Below are 20,908 nucleotides of genomic sequence, written 5' to 3' on the forward strand. Positions count from 1 at the left end.
ATCACGAGCGCACTACCGGGAACCGACGAGCGGCCCGCGGGAACATTCCGTGAGCGGATCACACCCCGACGGGAACATTCCGTGAGCGCTGACACCGGGTGCTTTCGCTGTGGTCACGCACGGTGGTGCCACAGTGGACTTGGTTCGCACACTGATCGGCGATGACGCGGTGACGGACAGCCTGCTGAACGAAGGTGTCCCCTCTTGCGCGATCACCACGCTGGACGGCATGACTGTCCTCGATATCGCTTCCCTGACACACCTGACGTACTGAGAACGTGGAGCATCCTGCGTGGGACGCTGCCGCACTCCCACCCAAGTCGAGGGAGAAGCCATTGGCCCGGGTCCCCATAGACTGGGTAGCTACTTGGATCCCGGACGATCTTGTCGAGTTGCGCGGCGAAGTGGTTGTCGCACGACAACGAGCCCAGCCTGCTCGACGGCCAGATGCGCGTCGAGGATCTCGTCCAGGGCTCGCAGGATGTCGCGAATGGGGGGCTGCGGAATCTGGCCATGGGACTGTCTGGCGCTGTTCGGCCTCTGGGGCTGGAGGTAATGGGGTGGTACAGGACCTCGGCAACTGGCAGTTGCAGATGCTGCCTGATCTTGTGGAGATGGCATCCGGCGACAGCCGAATCCGGGACCTGGGGACGCATGGTTCGGCGAGCGGTGATCTGCCCCGCATCGATCGATGGTCCGATCTCGACCTGGTGATCACTGCTCGGGAACCAGTTACTGTGGCGGAGGACTTCGCCCATCGGATTGGTGCCCGCTTTTCACCCGTCTTCGCCGCCAGTCGCAGCGGGAGCTCCGTCCGCTACACCCTCCGACTGGTCCTGTCCGACCTGCGGCGACTCGACATCACGGCCGTGGACCCCGCTGACCGCGAGATACCACCTGGCCCCATCCATGCGGTCGGCGACGATCCGCCGTGTGCCATGGCCGAACTGGTCAACGACTTCCGCTTCGACGCCGTTCTCGCAGCGGTCAAGGCGGCCCGCGAAGACGTCCTCATCGGCGCGCACCTGACGCTGCAACTCGCCCGCTATGTACTCGTCGCCGCCATGCTTCTACGCGACCGCGACACCGGGACGAGCTACCACCGCTTCGGCGGCAGCCGCTGGGACGCGTGGGCCGCAAGGCTCGCTTCGGCACCCGTCCCGTACGACCGCACGGGCATCACCGCCGCTATCCGGTACTACACCAACGCACTCGACACTCTCCTTTCCGAGTGGGAACCGGAACCCGGCCATGATCACCGCCCGCTGTTCACACTCCTGGACGCCGTAGACACCTCGCCCGGGAACCATCAGATGCGCTGAGTTACAACGACCATCAGACGCCGGCCGCGAGGGCTCCGAGCCACTGTGCTGTGCCGCTTACAGAACGGTCGCCGTGAGGCGGCAATCCGACGAACACAGGACCGGCATCTCCGCGGACCCGTTCTGAGGATGCGACCGCGCCCAATGAGAAGATCACATCTAGCAGGTGGCTAACAGCGGATGCGGGGAACGTTGGTATGGCGAAGCGATCAGCACTGCGGGGATACCTGCTGGAGGAGGCGCTGGCCTGGCTGCTGCGGCACAGCGGCTACCGGCTGCTTGTCGACGAGCGGCAGGATCGCGCCGAACTCACTGGAGCCGGTGGCGCGCTTCGTGTTCGCGGCCGTGGCGCCGTCCACCAGGTCGACGTGCTAGGGGAGTTCGCATTCACACCCGCCTTCTCCCTCCCCATCCGGCTGTTCCTCGAGGCCAAGCACTACCGGGAGCCGTGCCGGCTGGAGGTCGTACGCAACGCCCACGGCGTTCTACACGACGTCAACGAGAACTTCATGGACCACGAGGGCACGCGACCCAGAAGGCGCTACCAGTACACGTACGCGCTGTTCTCCGCCAACGGCTTCACCCCAGAGGCGCAGCGGTATGCGCTTGCCCACCAGATTTCCCTGGTGGACCTGTCCGGGGAGTCCTTCACCTGGCTGCGCAAGGCGATCAAGACCGCGGCAGCCGACCTGTACGAGGCACAGGAAGATCATGCTGTGCAGCGCTTTCCCGTGGCGTGGATGCGCAAGGAGCTTCGTGAGGCCCTCGGCACCTGCCCGCCCGGGGTGCCGCTGTCAGCCGACACCAACGCTATGCAGTTCAAAGCCTCCGCAGCCGTGGTCCTCACGCAGTTCGTCGATGCCTTGGAACAGCACGCCGCGGCCGAGCTTCTGCTGGGATTCCCCTCGGCTCCGTTCATCCTGCCGTTGGCCGCCGAGGATCAGCAGCAGTTCCTGTCCTACGTCGAACAGTCTCCCGACCACACCGTGCGCCTGCGCCGCTCGGGGCAGGCGGCGACCGCCGAGTGGACGCTGTCCCCCCGGGAAGATGAAGACGCCTACCGCCTGGCCTTCAAACTGCCGGAACACATCGAGGAGTGGATCAGCGGAGTTGCGGAGAAGGAGCGGCAGCGCACTCTGGACATCAAGGCCCAGTTCCTGTCGAGCATCACGATCTACCGCATGAACGGCAGCGGTGTCCGTGCCTACCAACTCCGGTACGAGCCGAGCGAGCTGCGACAGTCCTGAGGTAAGTCGGTGACTGGGAAGTTTGGGCGTCTGCAGTCGTCGGCCTCTTCCTCGGCCAGGTGGTATGGCCGACGCGGTGCTGTGCGTCTGGCCGGGGTGAGACGCTGTCTAGCGATCCAGGCGAGAAGAGACCGGGTTCGTTGGCGACGGGCCACCATCGCTTCGGCGGGACACGCTGGGCCGCGTGGGCCGTACGACTCGCCTCGGCCCCGCCCCCTGCGATCCGCCGGCATCACCGGCCGGGACGGCACCACAGCCCTGGTCAACCAGCAGGCCCCGCTCCGGGAGCCTGGCCAGATCCATGAAGCGATCGTGCAGCATCTCGTTGGTCGTCGGCACGCTAGCCCCTTCTTCCACCGCTGCTGCTTGCACCGCGGCCCGCTGTCCCGACTCGCCGGCGGTCATGTGCCACGGTGCAGACCCCGCCGGATTGCTACCTCCACCGGCGAGTAGTCGTGGGCTTCACGTGTGAGTTGATACGGCTCGGCGGGATAGAGGGGCGGCTGCGCCATGAATCGCGGGGTCGTACCCCGGTGCGGCTGCGCTGCATGGACCAGGAACGGATGGCAAAGATAGACATCCCCCGCGGATCCGGTTGCCAGCGCCTGCGGAAGCTCTGCCGTCGCCTCGAACAGGTCCGTGGCACCCACCTGATCGGAGGTCAACCCCGTCGCCGGCGGACTCAAGACGAGAGGGGACGGCCAGATGCGACCCCACGCGGATCCGCGTCGGAGCATCGTCTTCCGAGACGTCGGAGAACAGGAACAGCATGAGCAGAGCTCGACCGTGGGAGCGCACGTTCACGTACGTCTGCCCGCCGCGAGAGAAGCTCCCTTCGATATGCCAGCCGGCATCCCCAGGGTCACGAGGATGGGGAAACCTGACGGGGATCGTGCCGATGCTGGTGCGCGGCTCCCACCTGCCGTGGCCCAGCCAGCTGATCGAAGGCGGCCAACAGTTGGGGCGTGTTGGCGGCCCGCAAGAACGGATCCTGCGCGTAGCTGCCCAGTCGGATGACGGGCTCAGTCCATGTACAGGGGTCGTTTGGGTCGCAGCCTGTGTCTGGCCAGAGGATGGTGCGGCATTCTTCGGCCACCGCGGGAGGGAAGGCCCCGTTTACGTGGATGAAGCCCTCTTCAAGAAACCTGCTGATTTGTGCTGTCGATAGAATTTTGGCCATCCTCGTCCCCCCCTTCTCAGGACCGACTCATCGGGTAGGAAACACCGTTCGCGAGTCCATGTCCACCGGGTTTAGAGCCCGAGGTCAGCGCTGGGCGTTCGCAAGCCGGAAACGTTCGAAGGTGATCAAATTGGATACCGGTGAGAGAAAGGATCAGCATCACGGGCAGGGCGGCCGTGATGCAGGCCGCCGCTGTCTCAGCTCTCCGGAACTGTGGCCCTTGGCCGGGATCCTGGTGCCATTCGACTCTCTTCAGTCAGCTACGCGGGCCCCCAGGAATTGGCTGGGTCGGCCTGACCAGGTGATCGACAGCTGCTCGCGGGCGCGGGTGGCGGAGACGAAGAGCAGCGACTGTTCGCGGCGGAGGTCTGCGGCGTGCTGGAGGCGGTCCTCGTGCTCCGGGGTGATGGCGCTGGGCAGCGGCATGTGCTGGGCGCCGGCCCCGACGATGGCGACTGCGCGGTACTCGAGTCCCTTGATGCGGTGCATCGTCATGACGTGGACGCCTTCGTCGGGGTCGGGGACGCGATAGTCCTCGACCTTCACTGCGGCTAGCTTGGCGTCACGTAGTGCCTGAACAGCACTGTCGGCGGTCGCGTGGGTTCGGGCTACGACCGAGATCTCGTGGGGCTTGATCCCTTCCTGTTGCCAGCTGTCGATGCGCTTGGCCAACGCTGTCAGTTCTTCGGAGGGAGTGCGGTAGCCGGTGGTTTCAGGTCTGGCCCCCGCCAGGACGGAGCGGTATCCGCGGAGCTGTTCCGGGTTCCCGTCGAGGTCGTCGAACTTGGAATCGCCGAGCAGGTTCAGCGATGCCGAGAGGATCTGACGGGTGGTGCGGTAGTTGAGGGTCAGCCGCTTGGAGCGGCCACGGATCTTGATGCCGTGGGCGCTCAGGGACGTCCGGTTGTCGTAGATCCGCTGGTGCGCGTCGCCGACGATGAACAGGTCGTCGTTTCCGTCGGGGACCAGCGCGCGCAGCAGTTTCCAGTGGGCGGCGTGCAGGTCCTGTGCCTCGTCCACGACGATGTGCCGGTACGGCCGTTCTTCGTCGGACCAGCCGGAGGCGATCCGGGCTGCCTGAACGGCGAGCTGGGTGACGCCGGCGGCCTTCTCGCGGTCGAGCCTGCGCTCGAATTCCTCGACGAGGGACCAGACTTGGGCGCGTTCGGGGCGGTTGAGGCGCCGGCCGCGCCCGGCGCGGCTGGCGGCGAAGTACTGGTCGCGGCTGCGGATGTCCTGGGCCAGGATGACCTGCTTCCACTCGGCGTCGAGGAATCGGCCGTCGAAGCGGGGCGTCTGCTGTTCCTGGGCGAGATCGATCCAGCGGTTGAGGATCTCGCTGTCCTTGAGTCTGCTGGGCGCTTCCGCGCCGAAGGTCTCCTTCACCGTGCCGTAGGCGACCTTGTCGATGTTCCGGACGTCGACCTTGGCCAGCAGTTGGGCGCCGCCGAGGTCCTTGAGCATGGACTTGAGCAGGTTGGCGAGGTTGGTGGTGAAGGTGGTGAGCAGGATGGCCTGGCCGGCGGGGAGGCGTTCGGCGAGGGCCTTGACGCGGTGCAGGGCCACGACGGTCTTGCCTGTTCCGGGGCCGCCGGTGACGCGGACAGAGCCCTTGTAGGGGGTCTTGCGCTCGGCCAGCGCTCGCTGTGCCGGGTGCAGGAAGATCCGCCAGGCAGACAGAGGCTCGGTGAGAATGCGTCCGAACTCGGCGAAGTCGCCGGTGACGACGAAGGCTTCCTTGGTGGCGGGGCGTTCGATCGCGGCCTCGTAGTCCTGGGTGTCGACTTCCTCGTCGGTGGCCGCGAGTGAACTGACCTGTTCCCAGACCTCTTCGACGGACATGCCGTCGGCGAGGCACAGGATCACGTCGCGAGCCAGCTTGGGCAGGGTCTCGACAATGCCCAGGACCGCGTCCTCGCTGTGGATCTCGCGGAGCGCCGGAACGATGGACGTGTGGACGCCCAGTCGTTCGAAGTCGGCGTCGGAGACACTTGCGAACAGCGACGGGGTGTCGGGGGTGGTGTCGGCGGGCTTCGGCTGTCCGCTGAGCGTGCCGTAAAGGCTGCCAAGATTGATCAGCTCGATGCCGCCGGTGACCTTGTTGATGTCGAAGAGGATATTCGCGGCGAAGTCGTACGCGTCGTCGTGAGGCAGCACTGCGACCAGGTAGTAGATGCGGTCGGCGTAATGCATGAGCACGGCCCGGTAGTTGTCGGTAACGCGTGCCGTACGGACCCTCTTGTCCTTGGCGCCCTTCGGCGGCTTCAGGTTGAGGCCGTTGGAGTCCGGGTCGCGCTGCATCTTCATGATGAACTGCAGCACCTGCGGCTGGACGGAGCCGTCCAGCGCGTCGTAGGACTTCCCGAAGACGTCCGCCATGATCACCTTGGCGCCGGACATCAGTTCCCCTCCAACTTCTTGATGAGCTCATTCATATTCACGGCGCCGGCCTGCGCGACATACCAGCCGTCGCGCGCGAAGAAGGCGTCTCGCCGCTCGTCCAGGTCGATGAAGATGGCGACTTTCGCGTCCGGCCAGGCGAGTTCGGCCTGCATCGCCTGGTCTCCGTGCTCGAAGCCGACTTCCGGGACGTCGATGCGTCCGCTGCGGGCTTCTTTGACGAGAGCGAGCAGGACGTCTTCGACCTGGGACGAGGCCCATTCGATCGCCTCGGTCCATGCCTGCGGCAGCGGCTGCGGGACTCCTGCTTCCGTGGGCAGCGCGCTGGTCAGCAGGGCCACGGTGTGAGGATCGACCTGGTCGCTGGTGGAGACCGCGACCTGGTGGAGGGATCGGGGGAGTTCGTCGCTGCCGGCGGGCTGCAGAAACTGCAGCAGGTTCGACCAGCGCAGCCAGTCTGTCCAGCGGTCCTTGTGTTCGTCGCCTGTGATGGCTTCGGGCCGGTCGTCGAGCACGGTCAGTGCGGACCATGCCCGCATGTCCGGTTGCTTGCTGCGCGGCTCAGGACGGCGGTCGAGCAGGCCGATGATCCGCGTCTGGCCCGTGGTGCGGGCGTCGAATGCGACCGCCTCCGCGGCTGAGGCCGATGCCGAGACGGGCAGGCTCGCGCCGCGCAGTACGTCGGGGAGCGCCCGTCCGATCTCTTCGCGGTCCACGGGCTGTGGGTGCGTCGCCGCCCCGAAGCCGCCCAGCAGGCCGGCTGCCCGTCGCGCCCATTTGGCCCGGTCGGGGTCGGCGAGGAACTCCAGCAGGGTCTCCACCGGATTGCGCAGGACCGGGTCAAGGGTGTCGTCGGGGCGGGCCTGGCCGACCAGGCTTTGGTGGATCTGGCGAGCGAGCTGGAGTGCGGTATCCGTGTGAAGCGGCCTGGTAAGGGCACGGACCTGCTGCCCTTCCACGGCGCTGCCGACGCTTGCTGCCCACGCCATGACGTCGTCCCAGGTCAGCTGCCACACCAGCACCCCGTCCGCCCGGAGGGCCGCCCGCTTGGCAGCGTCGTCGGCGATTCGGTTGACCTTCTCGCTCGCGTGGAAGGCGAAGCCGTCGAGGAAGACCGCGACGCGTTCCGCCCGGCCGTCGGTCCGCTCCAGGAGGAAGTCCGGTTCGCTGGGCACGGCGGTGTTCATCCGCACGTGGTCCCGCATGCGCCAGCGCGTGGCCGCGTCACTGCGGGTGAATCGGAGTTCGTGCTCGACTCCGCCCTGGCCGGCCTTGGCGGCAACTGATCCGTCCTCCTCCTCTCGGCGACCCCAGGTGATGAGGGTGCGGACGAACCGGTCCTCCAGCTCGCTGTCGACGAGCTGGTCGATGCGTACGCCGGAAAGCGTGTCGACGGGTTCGACCGCCCAGTCCTTGAGGATCTCGTCCAGGAGTTCCTTCGCGATGCGCAGCGAGACGTGCGGGTGTTCGCTGCTGGATACGAAGGGCAGCAGGCAGCGGTGGCAGGGGGTGCGCTGCTCCTCCTTCTGGCAGGGGCAGTCCCGCAGCGCTGTCTGCGCGAGTGTCAGGACGCGGTGCAGCACTGCGGCGTCCGCGAGGTGTTCCAGGTAGCCGGTGCCGCCGGGCATCGAGTCGTGCAGGACGAGGAACCGCCGCCGTAGTTCCTGGCTGTCGCCGGGCATGCTGTCGGTGACCACACGGATGTGGTCGGGAGCGCCACCGAAGTGCTTGGTGATGCCCAGGAGCAGGGCCGCCTTGAAGGAGATGAGGCGGTCGTTGAGGTCCATCGTGGAGACGGGCAGCAGGATGCGCAGCGCCTGGGTGGTGAGCTCGTGGGCGAGTAGCAGCTTCTCCGTCGGCTCGTGGGTCACGCCGTCGTCGCGGTGTGAGCACCAGTACGCGTGGCGGGTGCCCACGCGCTGGGCCGAGGGGTCCCATGCCTGCGGGTGGGCGCCTCGCACACCTCCGCATTCGAGGCACGTCTCGAAGCCGGAGACCTGGACGTCTTCACCGCGGATCGCGTGCGCGGAGCCGGGTGCAGCTGCTGGACCGAGGTTGATTGTGCGGATCGTCGCGACGCGGGCGAACTCGACGCCGAAGGGCAGGCCGCTGCCAGTGCGGCGCCATGCCCTCAGTCCTTGCGGCTGGTCCTTGTCGATATCGACGAGCGTGACCACGTCGAACTGTTTGCGCTCCCGCTCGTCCCGCTCGTCGGTCAGCCGGGCGTCTTCGCGCCGCTCGCGGGCGAGGACCCGCTCGGGCACCAGCACCTTGTGTACGGCTCCAGGGTCGGCGATCTGAGGTGCCTTGCAGCGCGGGCAGGCGGTGATGTCGAGCCCGGTCTCCTCGGTGGCCACGAATCCGCATTCAGGGCAGAACCGCCACAGAGCGTACGCGTTCTCGCCGCCGCCGACACCGGTGCCCAGGTCCACGGTGCTGACGATGAACTTGTAGCCGTCGCTGTGGAAGATGTTGCCGGGGGCGAGTTCGGTGAGCGCGAGCCGGGAGCCGCGGCCGTAGTCGGTCGAGCTCTCGTCGAATTCCCCGTCGCTGTCCTTCCACCACAAGGTGGCGTCGAGGACAGTCGCGTCGTCGTGCAGGGTGTAGTTGGGCAGCAGGCCCAGCCGCACCAGGGCGTTGATCGAGTTCTCCGAGACGAGAGAGTCCCGGCGTTTGCGTACGGTCCGCTGCTCGGCGAAGAGCTGGCGTCGCTGCTTGTCGCGTTCCGGATCGCCCGAAGCGGTCGACAGCGCGTCGAAGGCCCGGCCGATCTGCCGCATCCGCGAGCGCAGGGCGGCCACCCGCTTGTTCCACGCGGTGGCCGCAGCCCCGACGGCCTCCTCCAGGCCCTGGGCGGCGAAGTACTGGACGCCCTGGACCGCGGCCGGAGCCATCGCGGGGAACAGCGCGATGAACGTGGCAGACAACTGATCATGGCGGGCGCCGGCGACGTCGAGGAAGCGCCTGAACCAGCCGTCCTCGGCCAGGCCATGGCCGAAGAGCTCACCGATGCGTGGCGGCATGGGGCGTTCGGGGATCGCCGTGCCTTCCCACAGGCTGCGATCCGCGGCCCGGTCGAAGAGGAAGGCCAGGTACTGGCGGCGCAGGATCTCCGAGGCATCCAGGTAGCAGTCCGGCGGGATGATCCTGCCCGCCAGCATCTGCTCCGGGACGTGCAGGTAGTAGTGGCTTCGGGCGCCTCGCGGTACGAAGGTGACGGTGAGCGAGTTACCGGTGCTGCGGCCCGCCCGGCCGATGCGCTGCGCATAGTTGGCGGGAGCGGGCGGCATGGAGGCGAGAAGCACTGCCGACAAGTCACCGATATCGATACCGAGTTCAAGGGTGGGCGTGCAGGTGAGAACGTTCGGGTCGAAAGCCGAAGCCCGGTTCTTGAAGGCCGCTTCGACCCGCTCACGTCGCTCACGGCTGAGCGCGCCGGTGTGCTCAGCGGTCAGCACGTCGCCCGGACGGTCGATGGTGTACAGGTGCCGGTAGTAATCGGCGGTGTAGTCGCGGTCATCCTCCACGAAGTGGCCCGAGCAGCGGAACCGCAGGCACGCGGTGCCCAGCCAGTCCACGCGGCGGCTCGGCGGCACAGTCTGCCGCCAGGTGCAGGTGTCACAGCGCACCCCGCACGCGTTCACGCCGTCCTCATCGCCCGGTGCGGCAGTGTCGTCGATGCGGTGTATCAGGACGTTGCGGGGCTTGAGCGCGTAGACGAGTGCGCCGCCCTCGGCGTGGTAGGTGGCCAGGATCTCGCGCTGGGCGAGGAGTTTCATCGCGAGCTCGGCCACCGCGCGCGCCTCGCGCCGGTCGCAGCCCAGCGCCCGGTGGCCCCAGTCCGCGAACCAGGTGTTGTCGCGGGACAGGGAGTCGAAGCCGGTGGTGCGGGTGCCGCCCGATACCGGGAATGCGGGGGCCGCGAGGCCCCTGGGGAAGGCGGGCATGCCGGTGGGACGGCCGCCCCAGATCGGCCAGCGCCGCGCGCCGGCCTGCCGGATGTATTCCTGCAGCCAGGGGTGGTACAGCGCCCCGCGCAGGCGCAGTCGCTCGGCCAGCCCGCGCAGGAATACCGCGTACGCGCCGTCGTCCGGCGGCAGGGAAATCTGGCCGGGCAGGCGCTGGTGCCGCTCCCGTAGTTCGGCGCAGAGCGCGGGCAGATCCTTGAGGTCGACCTCTGCGGCAGCGGTTCGGGTCAGCTCCAGCGTGCGGCCCAGGCGGGAGCGCAGACCGAACTCGAGGAGTGTCTGGAAGACCATGCGGCTCTGCAGCATGGCCGCGCCGGCATCGCTGAAGTCCTCTGTTTCGTCGAGGAGGGTGAGGATGTCCGGGTTCTCGCGCAGGTCGGGTGGGACGATGGAGGCGAGTTCGCTGCGCTTGCCCGCGCCTGCGGCCATAACGACAGCTTCGGCGGCGTCAGCTGCGAGATCATGTACAGCGACAGGCTGGCCCGGGGTGAGGTGCTTGCTCAGCAGGCCGCGGAAGGTGAAGCCGAAGCTGCGGTTGGCGATGAACGCGGCGCGGTGGGTGGCGTCCTGCACCGAGTCGGTGAACACGAGCAGCTTCCGCTCGTTCCCCGCGAGTCCCCGGTCGGAGAAGAGCTGCGTGGTGGTGACCGAGGCGAGCGTGGCTGTGCCAGCGCCCAGGAAGCGCATGCCGTCGTCGAGACCGCACGAGGGGCACTCCTCGTCAGGGGCCACGGGCAGCGGTCCCTGGGGTGTGATGACCGCGACCGTGTCAGCGGTCGGGTTGGTTGTCAGCCGTTCATTTTCGGCGTGCAGGTGCAGTACGGGGTACTCGTCCGGGCGGGCCCGCAGCATCCAGCGCACGGCCCGCTTCTTCTGCGCGGAAGCCTGGTAGATCTCCAGGGTGTTGGTCTTGAGCTGCTGCCACTCCAGTTCCGTGGACAGCGCCGCCCAGCCGGACCGCCCGCAATGACGGCAGTACACGGCAGGAAGGTGCCGCCGATAGGGCGGCCCCACAGGGCGACGCGAGGCATCGGTCCGCTCACCGATCTCCCCGGCGCTGTCGACCTCCGTCGGCTGGTAGATGGCGAGGTTGGCGGGGTTCGGCCGGGAGTCGCCGGTCGGTCCGTCGTCGTCGTACCAGCGGAAGTGCGGCTCGGAGGTCGCCGCACGGATGACCCGGCGGACCTCGCGCACCCACAGCTGGGCCTCAACCCGCAGGAACGGACCGGGCTTTCCCGTCACCGGGTGCAGGGTGCGGGCGTGCGAGATCAGCGCGAGGATCCGCGCGAAGGCGAGCTCGACGAGCCGAGGGTCGCTGCGCGCGGCCTCGTCCCAGGCTGGTCCGCCACCGCGCTGGGCGAACTCGCGGGCGATGTCAGGGATGGTGACCGGGTTGCTCCCGGCGACGTCGAGGATCGCCTTGACCAGGATGTGCTGCTTGAGCTTGGCGCCGATCTGCACCGGATCACTGAGGGGTTGGCCGAGCATGAGCCGGGCCAGGTCCGCGAGGGCCGACTCGTCGTCCAGGGGGTCGGGCAGCTCCGCCAGAGCCGCAGGGGCCGGTGAGGGGAGCAGGAAGTCGGGGTCGGTGACCACCTCTCCAGGCAGCAGCCGATTTTCGCCGATGAGCGCCGTATCGGGGAACGGCGTCCCGAAAACCTTCTCCGCGAACTCACGCAGCAGCTCACGATCGGACCGCTCAGGCCCATCCAGGGCCAGGGACGAGGAGCCGCTGGGCATCCCCCCGCCGAGCGTCGCCGACGTCGCCACGGGCGTGATGTCGCCGAGAGGGCGTCCCTCACGGGCTGCCCCGGTGGCCGCGCCGAGGCGGCGCAACAGCATCGCCACGTCGGTGCCCTGGGCGCCGTCGTATGTGTGGAACTCGTCGAGGACGACGAAGGCGAGGGAGTCTGTTTTCCAGAGCGGGGCATCCGGAATGCGCTGGAGCAGCAGGTCCAGCATCTTGTAGTTGGTGAGCAGGATGTCCGGCGGGTCGGCACGGATCGCGTCCCGATCGGTGATCAGGTGCTTGATGGTGGGATCGCCGGCGAGGGACGTCGCGCCGGTGTCGCGGCCGTACGAGCCAGGCTCGTTCTCGTCCTCGTCCGACGCCGAACGGGGGCCAGAGGCGCCGCCGATGTAGATGCCGGCGGTGACGTCCTTCAGCGCCGCCTCGGTACCGAGGAAGTCATCGATACGGCGGGCCTGGTCATCGGCCAGGGCGTTCATCGGGTACAGCAGCAGGGCCTTGACACCCCGCTGTCCCGCGGCGCGAGCACGAGCGCAGTGGTCCAGGATCGGTACGAGGAACGACTCGGTCTTACCGGAGCCGGTACCGGTGGTGACAATGGTCGGCTCCGGCTGACGCCCAGCTTTCGAGGACAGTCGCTGCCAGGCTGCGGCCTGGTGTGTGTATGGCGTGAAGTCCTTGGGGCTCCAGTCGAGGGCGGCCTCCCAGCCGGAGGGTGCCTCCCGGAAGGGGGTGCGCACACGCAGGTACGGCCCGCGGAACAGCCGGCTCTCCGGCCGCTCCAGGAACGCGTCGAGCTCATCGCGCACGTCGTCGTCGGCGAGCGCGAAACTCGTCGTCAGGTAGGTGGCGAGGGCACGACGGAGGTCTTCAGCGACCAGCGAGGGCAGCATGGCGGCGTCTTACCTGCTTTCTGCCGAAACGTCGGCAAGGACCTGCTCGGCTTGGGCCGCACCGAGGAGGTTGCCGTGATCCCCGTGCTCGGCGGCGTACGCGGCATAGTCGCCATACTCGCCAGCAAGCAGCCGCGCGGTGAAGTCCGCGTGGGCCCTGGTCATCTCGGCCTCGCGATCAGGCTTCACCCATCCCTCGGGGACCTCAGGCGTCGGGTCGCCGGCACGAGCGGCCTTCACCCACGCCTTGACGTAGGCCGCCTCCTCGGGGGTCTGCCGGACGCCTACGTTGTGGGTGGCCGCCCCGATCTTGTGCCCGTCAGCTGCGTAGAACGCCTCCCACTCGTACTTGCGCAGCACTGCGAACTGAGAGCGGTACATGGCACACAGCTGCTCGGCACTTAGACCGACCATCACGGCCACGAGCGCATCGATCTCCACCAGGGCCATCCGACGGTCGTACTCCGTGCGGAGCGGGGTGGCCATAGACCAGGTCGGCTCGATGTCCTGGATCTTCGGACGTGAAGACTCGCGGTCCGCCCAGCGATCTGAGAGCCAGGCGGGCTCAAACAGTTCCTCCCAGAGGGGGGCATAATCGCGGGTCAGGCAGTTAAGGCGGAGGGTCCGAAGGAGAAGCGCAGTGGTGAGGGGATGGTCATACGGCGCTGGGAAATGCCCGGCCAGTGAAACCTGAACGTCAGCCTTCCCAGAGACCTTGACCAGGCAATCAGTGGGCAGGGATGCCCAGAGTCCAGCGAGTAGCGCAGTATCTCGATTTACTTCGAGGGCCATAGATTGAACGGTGTGAACATGCGTAGGCCCTGGCGGGATCAGGGCAGGCTGGAGCGATCGCTCAGTTACAGGATCGACCATTCGTCGCCAAACGAGGCGGAAATATTCCGTCGAGTGACGTGCTCCCCAAGTGGGTTGAGCTGCCAGAAGCTCACTCGGATCCACTAGACTCACATAATTGGTCCGGGGGATCACCTTTTCTGGGAGTTCAACAAGGTCCCATCGCTGGTAGTCCTTGTTCGACTTGCAATTGCGGTTGGGCTGCTTACCGAAGGGTTCAGCAAGCCCGAAATGGGGCCCCTGCAGAATCACGTTTTCCCAGGAGGGCGCTTCGACACTCCTCCACTCAATGAGCCCGTCGGCCTTTGCGATGGTCTCGTTGAGTGCAGATGTCCACCAGTACTTCCGGGAGGCCATCCTCTCGGGGAACCTAGCAAGCGCCCGGAGTGCTTCGGCGTCGCTCACCGTCACTGGTCGCAACATGCGTGCCCGAATTGCTGGAGTTTCAGGACCATCCACGATGGCGGCCCAGCTCTCGAGCGTGGATTCACTGACCGGAATAACTCGGTTCTTGTGCGGCCGCTGATCCCAGCCGCCCGAGTCGAACTGGATCCCCGGTACTTCACCGTCGCCTGTATGTACCAGTGAGCGCTCGGCGGTATCTGGGTGTACGAGGCGGCACAACTGGTTGTATTGAACCTCGCGCGGAGACCCATAAATTGAAACCGAAAAGGGAATGTTGTTGTCGATTTCCTCAAATAGGAGTAGGTTATTTGCCAGCTGAATGAACAGGCGCAGTCGAGGGTAAGCTTCGGCCCGAAGTGGTCCAGCCTTCGGATCGGACAGGTAGGTTTCAGGCTGCACTAGTCCGACGATCCCTGTCGGGCTCATATTGCGCCAGGATCGCTCCATGAAGTTCATGTACAAGTTGGTGCGCAGTCCTTCCAGTGAAGGATGATCTTGCGGCGAACCCAACGCGGCAGTCAATCCAGCCCAGGAATTAAGATCGGCCAAGTAACGCCGCAGCAACGAACTCTCGGATAGCAGGCCCTTCCTTCTCTGGCTATGACTCCCCTCGGGGATCTTTTCAGTCAACCCGAACCATGGGTCAAACTCCGCGAGCGCGAGGTTCTCCTTCCAGTCGAGACGAACCCAGGGCGGGTTTCCGACCTGTAGATCAAAACCGCCACGCGCGAAGATTTGAGCGAACTCCAACTCCCAATGGAAAAAGCCCTCGCGGCGGGTGATCGTATCCACTTCGCTGAGCCACGGAAAACGAAGTGTCACCGTTGGCATGTCCATACATTGACTCAGTGTTCGGTCAAGCTCGTCGTCAACTGCGAGTTGTGCAAAATCACCAGTGTCTGCGAACAGCCCGAACTCGTCATCCAGTCCGGCACCAGCGCCACGCTTCGTCGACTTGGCCTTCGCCTTGGCGGGCGGTACACCGAGTACTGCCTCGCAAAAGTCCAGCCATTCGTCAAACGTCGGCGGCTGTGGTGTGTCCGGTTGCCCCACTGGCCAGAACCACAACGCACACCACGCATCCATGACCATCTTCAGACGTCCGCGGGGTGCGCCAGGCTTCTGCAGCGCTTCCTCAACCTGCTCTCGCGAGACGGCTCCGGACGATTTTGGCAGGGGACGACTCGTGTCGACTTCCCAGACCGCGACGTCGCGGCGGATTTCCTTCTCCGACACGGCGAGACGGCGGTTCGTCAGTTCCCACAGCCTCTCGACGCGAGTGGCGAGTGCCAGCAAACGCTTGGTCTGTCCTGCCGAAGGGATGGATGCGACCTTCTTGCGCCAGTCCGCAAGGCGGTCGCGTTCCTCCTTCACAAGCTCCTTGGCCTGTTTGGTGTCGGCGACGGCGCCCCAGCCCTTGGTGGGAAGCAGGAAGTGATGGATCTCCTGGCCGGATCGGAAGCTCCCTCCCTCGGCGCTTTTCCGTAGCGGCCGGTACGTCGGGACCGTGGTCAGCCATGCCTTTCGCTTCAGTGCCGAGGCGTCGTACACCGCGCGTCGTGCGCCGATAAGGGAGTTGCCGCGGCGCAGGTGGAGGCCGAACCACGGAGCCTTTAGACCCTCGTGCATCGCGTTGAGCCACAGCGACACCTCGGCCAGCTCGACTGCGGTGTGGTTGAGGTCCACGCCGTAGCAGTTGTGGAGGGCCAGGTAAGCCTTGACCTTCTGCAGTTCTGCCTCGTACTGGTCCGGAGGCAGTTGCATGTCCTGGCCGCGCTCTACCGAGAGCTCATTCATACGGCGGCGCAGATACTCGGCGGCGAGCTGGTTGATGGCCTCGTTGAGGAACGCTCCGGACCCGAGTGCTGGCTCGCACACCACCAGTTCCAGGATGTCGCGAGCCTTCGTCGTCTCGCCATCCTGGTCGAGTAGCTCGGCTAGCGCGTGCTTGACCGTGCTACGGGTGAGCACCTCGGGGGTGTAGTACGAGGCGGAGCGCTGCCGCTCGCGGCCGGAGAGGCGGTAGACGAAGGAGCCCTTCTTGTGCTCGACCCGCCTGGGTACGCCCGTGATCTCGTCGGGGCGCTTGACGAAGACCTTGTCGTCGTAGTTGTCGGCTTCGCGCTGGGGGACGACCCATGTGCCAGCCAGCCCGTCCGAGTCCGGCTTGGCTACCTCGTACAGGTCCTCGGAGGCGAAGAAACCGGTGTACGACATCAGGCCCTCGTACACCGCGCCAAGTTGGTTGATGCCGAGCTGGGCGTAGGAGATGAAGCCCTTGCCGGCGCCGTGGCTGAGCATGAGGCGGTTCAGTACCCGCCACAGCACCTTGTTCCGCAGCCGGGTGTCAATGCGCTGGCCGTCGATGCGCACCGATCCGATCAGCGGCGTGGCATTCGCGTGGAACAGATCACTGCGCAGGGACTCGAAGCGGATGCCGTCCGCGTCCAGCCCGGTGTCGCTCGGCTCCTTCTCTTCCAGTGCGCGGTGCCCCTGGTCGACGAGACGGAACAGCAGATCCAGCGACTCGTGGAAGTGGAAGCCGTCTTGAGCCTCGTCCGGAAGGTCGTACGAGACGAGTTCACCGAGTCGGCCGAGCCCGTAGCCGTCTTGGTAGGCGTCGTCCTTGCTGGGCAGGATGCCCAGTTCCGGTCGGGCCTCTGCGTACAACAGGAACAGAATGCGGTACAGGTAGCGCAGTGACTCCCGGGTGAGCCGGTTGGCTAGTTCGGTGCTGTCACCGAGTTCGGCGGGGTCGCCGTCCTGGTCGTGGATCCGGTCCAGGATCTCCTGGGCGATCAGTTCGACGGACTGCCGCAAGCCCTCCCGCAGCTCCTTGGAGACGCCAACGGCGTGCTTGCGGCCCTTATCGACGAGGCTGTCCAGGAACCCAGCGGCACCGCCTTCCGTCAGCAGGGACTCCGCGCCGAACAGGGCCGAGACGGCTTCCAGTTCGCCGCCGTCGGCGGACAGGTTGCGGTCAAGCGCGGCGTCGATGCTGACGCCCAGGAATCGGCCCTCGTGCCACGCGGTGCGGTCGGCAAGCAGCACTGCACCGCCGGCGAGCAGGAGTACGAACCTGGGCGCGTACGCTTCCTCGCTGCCGAAGAGGAAGGTGACGGCGTCCGCCGCGCTGGTGATCTCGTTCTTGCCGTCGAGGGCGATGGGGGCGAGCAGCTCCGCGCCACCGTCTTCAATCTCGGAGGCGACGAGTTCGGCGTCCGTGCTCCAGCTGACGTCCAGCGCGACCAGCTCGACGCCTCCGGGACCCTTCACCGCGAAGGCGACGGGGACTTCGCGGGGCTTGTCGCTGTGCATGACCTCGAAGACACCCCGCTGGATCCTGGTGTGGGTGTCGTCCTCGCGCTCTGACGGCTCATCTCCGCGGTGGACGTAGGCGAGCGCGGCGAGCAGAGCGTCATTGAGCTTGCACAGCTCGGATCCGCCGAAGTCCTCCTTCTCGGTGATGCGGACCTTGGCCTTGAAATAGTCGCGGCTCAGGTTCCTCATGCCGAAGCGGGATGTGGGCTGTCCGGCCCGGTTCGCCGAGGTCCAGCGCTTACGCAGGTCAGTGAGGTCCTTGGCAAAGAGCTCGGCGAGGTAGTGGGCGGAGATGTACTCACCGCGGTTGATGATCGCTTCGAATGCCACGGTGGTCACACACCCTTCTCTTCACCGGTTGCGGCGGCGGGGGCCAGGACCCCGATCACACGGATCATCGAGTCGCCCTGGGTGGCGAGCTGCTCGATCAGCTGCTCGACCTCTATCGCGGTCGTCTCCACCCGCTGTTCCTCGTGCTCGCGCCGGACGCCCAAGGTGAGCTGCTCGAACGTCGACTCGCTCGCCCTGCGCCAGGCCGCCAGGCGCTTTTCGTAGTCGGCCAGTTGCTCGATCAGTGGTTCTTCCTGGCTGCTACGCAGTCCGAGCAGGTGCTGCCGTGTGGCCTCGACCGCGCTCGGCACCAGGGTGCGCAGGGTATCGATGTCCCCGGCGAAGGGCCGGTTGAGCATTTTTGGCTTCACGCCGGCGCGCTCCAGGACACCGACCAGATCGTCGTTGAACACGGGGTTGCCGTGTTCGAGTCCGGTCACGCAGGACCAGGCGAGGACTGTCGGGTGGCCCTTGGCGTTGGAGTACATGCCCTGCATGAGGAACACCGGTCCGGGGACGTTGGCCGTGATGACGGGCGCGGCGTTGCGGGTGAGCCGGACCAGGACCTTGTCGGTGAGCCACTCCACCACCGGGTGCTGGTCGGTGAGGTAACTGACGTCGGGCCAGCCGGAGGTCTCGCGCCGCTCCTGCCTCGTGATCGCGCCCTTGGTCCTTTCGCCGCTGCGCTCGCGGGCGCGGTCCAGGCGCTGCTGAGCGAACCCGGCGTCGAAAGTGACCCTGAGCCTGTCCAGCACTCCGCGCTCGTCCAGATAGGTCTGCGGGAGGACGAGGAGGCGTCGCTGCAGTTCGCGGTCCGGGGCGAAAGAGAGCATCTCCGGGTAGTCCTTGTCCCACGCCTTCCCGATCTTCTCCTCGGGGTTGCCGTAGACCTCGTCGAGTGCCTCCTCGACGAAGGCCCGTGTCGAGGCGAACAGCTGCGGTACGCGGTAGTGCGCTCCCGACCCGTCGACGGTGTGGTGGGCCATGAAGAGGTTGAAGGGATCGACCGGCTGTGCGGGGACGATCTCGTCGAACATCTTCCCGGCCGCGAGTCCCGCCTTGATCGCGTTCTCCTCCGCATCCTCGTCGCGCAGGCCGAGGATGGAGGCGGCCTCACCCAGGGTGCGGTGGACCTCGTCCTCGCGCTCCAGCAGCCGCCGGGAGACCAAACGGTCCGCGGAGGGCACATCGGGGTCCTCGTCCTGGCGGACCAGCAGCAAGGCGCGGACCTCTGGGGACGTTTGCTGGCCGTACCGGTCGATACGGCCATTGCGCTGCTCAATGGTGATCAGCGACCAGGGAAGGTCGTAGTGGATCATCTGATGGCACTGGCGATGCAGGTTGACGCCCTCAGAGGCGATGTCACCCGTGAGCAGGACACGCAGCTCACTGTCCGCCAGGCCGAAGTCCTTCACGGTCCGCTGCTGCTCGTCGTCGGGCCGACCGCCGTGCAGTTGGCGGATCGCCCCGCGCCCGTTCTCCTCGCTCGCCTCGAAGCCCAGCTCACCGGGCAGGGCGTCATGGAGCATCTGCAAGGTGGCCCGGCGCTCGGAGAAGACGACGACGCGTTTGTCGGACCCCGGCCCGACCCCCATGCCCTTCAGTTCGTCGACCAGGCGGCGGAACTTCGCCGCATCCTTCACCGTGGCCTCGCTGACGAGCGCACCGAGCTGTGTCAGCGCCGAGCGCTCTGCGGCTCGCTGCGCACTCTTCTCCGGGTGCTTCTGTACGTCCTCGTCGATGCGCTCGATCCGGTTCTCCACCGTCTCGGCCAACGCCTTGTGCGAGGAGAGGAAGGCTTTCAGGAGCGTGTACGGGAACAGTCGGGCACCCTTGCCGCTCACCGGAGCCGGCTGGCCTTCTCCCGGCCTGATCCAGACGTCGTACAGCTCCTCGAAGATCTTCTGTTCCATGGGGTTCGCGACGCAGTCGAAGGCCACGGGCGGCTTGCGGGTGGCCCACTTGTGGCCGATCTCCACCGAGACGTCGGAGGACATCTTGTGCCGACGGACGTAAAGGTGATCGAGCTGGGTCTCGTCGTAGTCGCTGGTGTCGGGGATGGCGGTCGGGTCCAGCAGGCTCAGCAGCTCGCCGAACGACTCGCGCTGACCGTTGTGGGGTGTGGCGCTGGCCAGGATCAGGGCGTCGGTCCTCGGGGCGAGCAGGCCCGCGAGCCGGTTGTTCTTGGTCCCGGTGTTGATCAGTTTGTGTGACTCGTCGATGACGACAGCGTCCCAGACAACCTGCATGAGGTGGCTGCGCCAGCGGTCGGAGCGCAGCGTGTCGATGGAGATGATCGCGCGCTTGTAGTACGAGAAGGGGTTGCGGCCGGCCGGGATGTTCTGCCGGATGCGTTCGATACCGGTCGAGTCCAGGCGTACGAGGGGAATCGCGAAACGCGTCCACAGTTCGTGCTGGAACTGCTCCAGGATGTGCTTGGGCGTGACGACGAGGATGCGCTCGCCTCGGCCCCGGCGGATGAGTTCCGACAGCAGCAGCCCGATCTCCAGGGTCTTGCCCAGTCCGACCGCGTCGGCGATGAGCAGCCTCGGGCGTAGGCCGCGCAGGGCCGCCCTGGCGGGCTCGCGCTGGTAGGCGAGGTCGTCGGCGAGGTGGGTGCCGACCGTGGCGAGCCGCTGCTCGGACAGCGGAAGTGGGGTCTTGCGGATCAGCGCGTCGATGAACAGCCGGGAGCGGCGGCACTCTGGGGAGTCGTCGACGACGAGGTCGGTGTCCTCGGGCCGCAGGGGGGTGACCTGGTCCAGGGATTCGTGGGCGAAGAAGACGGCCCGCTGGTCGCGTACGAGCGGGGAGATACCACGGACGTCCAGGCGCGTGCCGTCGTGCGAGGTTTCGGAAACCTCGACGACCAGCCAGTCCTCGTCCCGTGCACGGACCTGCATGCCCGCGGCGAATTTGGCTGTGCCTGCGGCGCTGGTCACCGGGCCCTCTCCTTCGATCACTGTTGAACCGCCTCGTCGTGCTTCTACTGCCTGTCCCGCTGTGCGCTCGGCGTAATCAGCCGCCGAAGTCGGACCGCCGGTCGCGGATCTTTCCGCGCCAGCGGTCAGCCCACGGCGCGCCCCCGCCGCTGGACGCGCCTGCGGCGGCAGGTTCCGCAGGCTGCGCCTCGTCCCCTGGTTCCGGCCGACGGTCGCCGTCTACGTCACCGGGCGAGGTCAGCACGTCGTACTGGTTCCAGCCGGTGGCGCCGAGGGAGGTGTACGGCGTCGAGGGCGT

Annotated in this window: 7 protein-coding genes and 2 pseudogenes; 3 read left to right on the forward strand and 6 right to left on the reverse strand. The window is 66.6% G+C overall.

From position 1 onward, the window contains the following. Positions 1-109 precede the first annotated feature (109 nt). From ABZ855_RS46935 to ABZ855_RS46945, 3 genes are all read left to right on the forward strand, one after another. Positions 110-274, forward strand: a complete 165-nt coding sequence (locus tag ABZ855_RS46935) for a hypothetical protein (RefSeq protein WP_360819772.1) — start codon at positions 110-112, stop codon at positions 272-274. Between the two features lie 286 nt (positions 275-560). After that, complete coding sequence (locus tag ABZ855_RS46940) at positions 561-1,322, forward strand: hypothetical protein (RefSeq protein ID WP_360819775.1); 762 nt, start codon at positions 561-563, stop codon at positions 1,320-1,322. A gap of 197 nt (positions 1,323-1,519) precedes the next feature. Further along, complete coding sequence (locus ABZ855_RS46945; protein ID WP_360819778.1) at positions 1,520-2,569, forward strand: hypothetical protein; 1,050 nt, start codon at positions 1,520-1,522, stop codon at positions 2,567-2,569. A gap of 401 nt (positions 2,570-2,970) precedes the next feature. Here ABZ855_RS46945 and ABZ855_RS46950 read toward each other — a convergent pair. From ABZ855_RS46950 to ABZ855_RS46975, 6 genes and pseudogenes are all read right to left on the reverse strand, one after another. After that, positions 2,971-3,749: pseudogene (locus tag ABZ855_RS46950) on the reverse strand (phytanoyl-CoA dioxygenase family protein). A gap of 252 nt (positions 3,750-4,001) precedes the next feature. Further along, positions 4,002-6,149, reverse strand: a complete 2,148-nt coding sequence (locus tag ABZ855_RS46955; RefSeq protein WP_360819780.1) for a UvrD-helicase domain-containing protein — start codon at positions 6,147-6,149, stop codon at positions 4,002-4,004. Next, complete coding sequence (locus ABZ855_RS46960) at positions 6,149-12,760, reverse strand: DEAD/DEAH box helicase (RefSeq protein WP_360819783.1); 6,612 nt, start codon at positions 12,758-12,760, stop codon at positions 6,149-6,151. The genes ABZ855_RS46955 and ABZ855_RS46960 overlap by 1 nt, the downstream gene beginning before the upstream one ends. A gap of 9 nt (positions 12,761-12,769) precedes the next feature. After that, the gene (locus ABZ855_RS46965) at positions 12,770-17,677 is read right to left on the reverse strand and encodes a type II restriction endonuclease subunit M (RefSeq protein WP_360819786.1); all 4,908 of its coding nucleotides are present in this window, start codon (positions 17,675-17,677) and stop codon (positions 12,770-12,772) included. Then, entirely contained in the window at positions 17,674-20,610 is a 2,937-nt protein-coding gene (locus tag ABZ855_RS46970; RefSeq protein ID WP_360819789.1) for a DEAD/DEAH box helicase, read from the reverse strand. Before ABZ855_RS46970 ends, ABZ855_RS46965 begins: the two co-directional genes overlap by 4 nt. 76 nt (positions 20,611-20,686) lie before the next feature. Further along, positions 20,687-20,908, reverse strand: a pseudogene (locus ABZ855_RS46975) (hypothetical protein); the annotation flags it as partial.

Origin of the sequence: Streptomyces sp. NPDC047042 (assembly GCF_040644035.1) — a bacterium.
Lineage (GTDB): Bacteria > Actinomycetota > Actinomycetes > Streptomycetales > Streptomycetaceae > Streptomyces.

What these genes read in the sequence shown, in the direction of transcription:
- ABZ855_RS46955 (WP_360819780.1), bottom strand. Translation starts at nt 6,149, where the DNA reads ATGTCCGGCGCCAAGGTGATCATGGCGGACGTCTTCGGGAAGTCCTAC.
- ABZ855_RS46945 (WP_360819778.1), top strand. Translation starts at nt 1,520, where the DNA reads ATGGCGAAGCGATCAGCACTGCGGGGATACCTGCTGGAGGAGGCGCTG.
- ABZ855_RS46960 (WP_360819783.1), bottom strand. Translation starts at nt 12,760, where the DNA reads ATGCTGCCCTCGCTGGTCGCTGAAGACCTCCGTCGTGCCCTCGCCACC.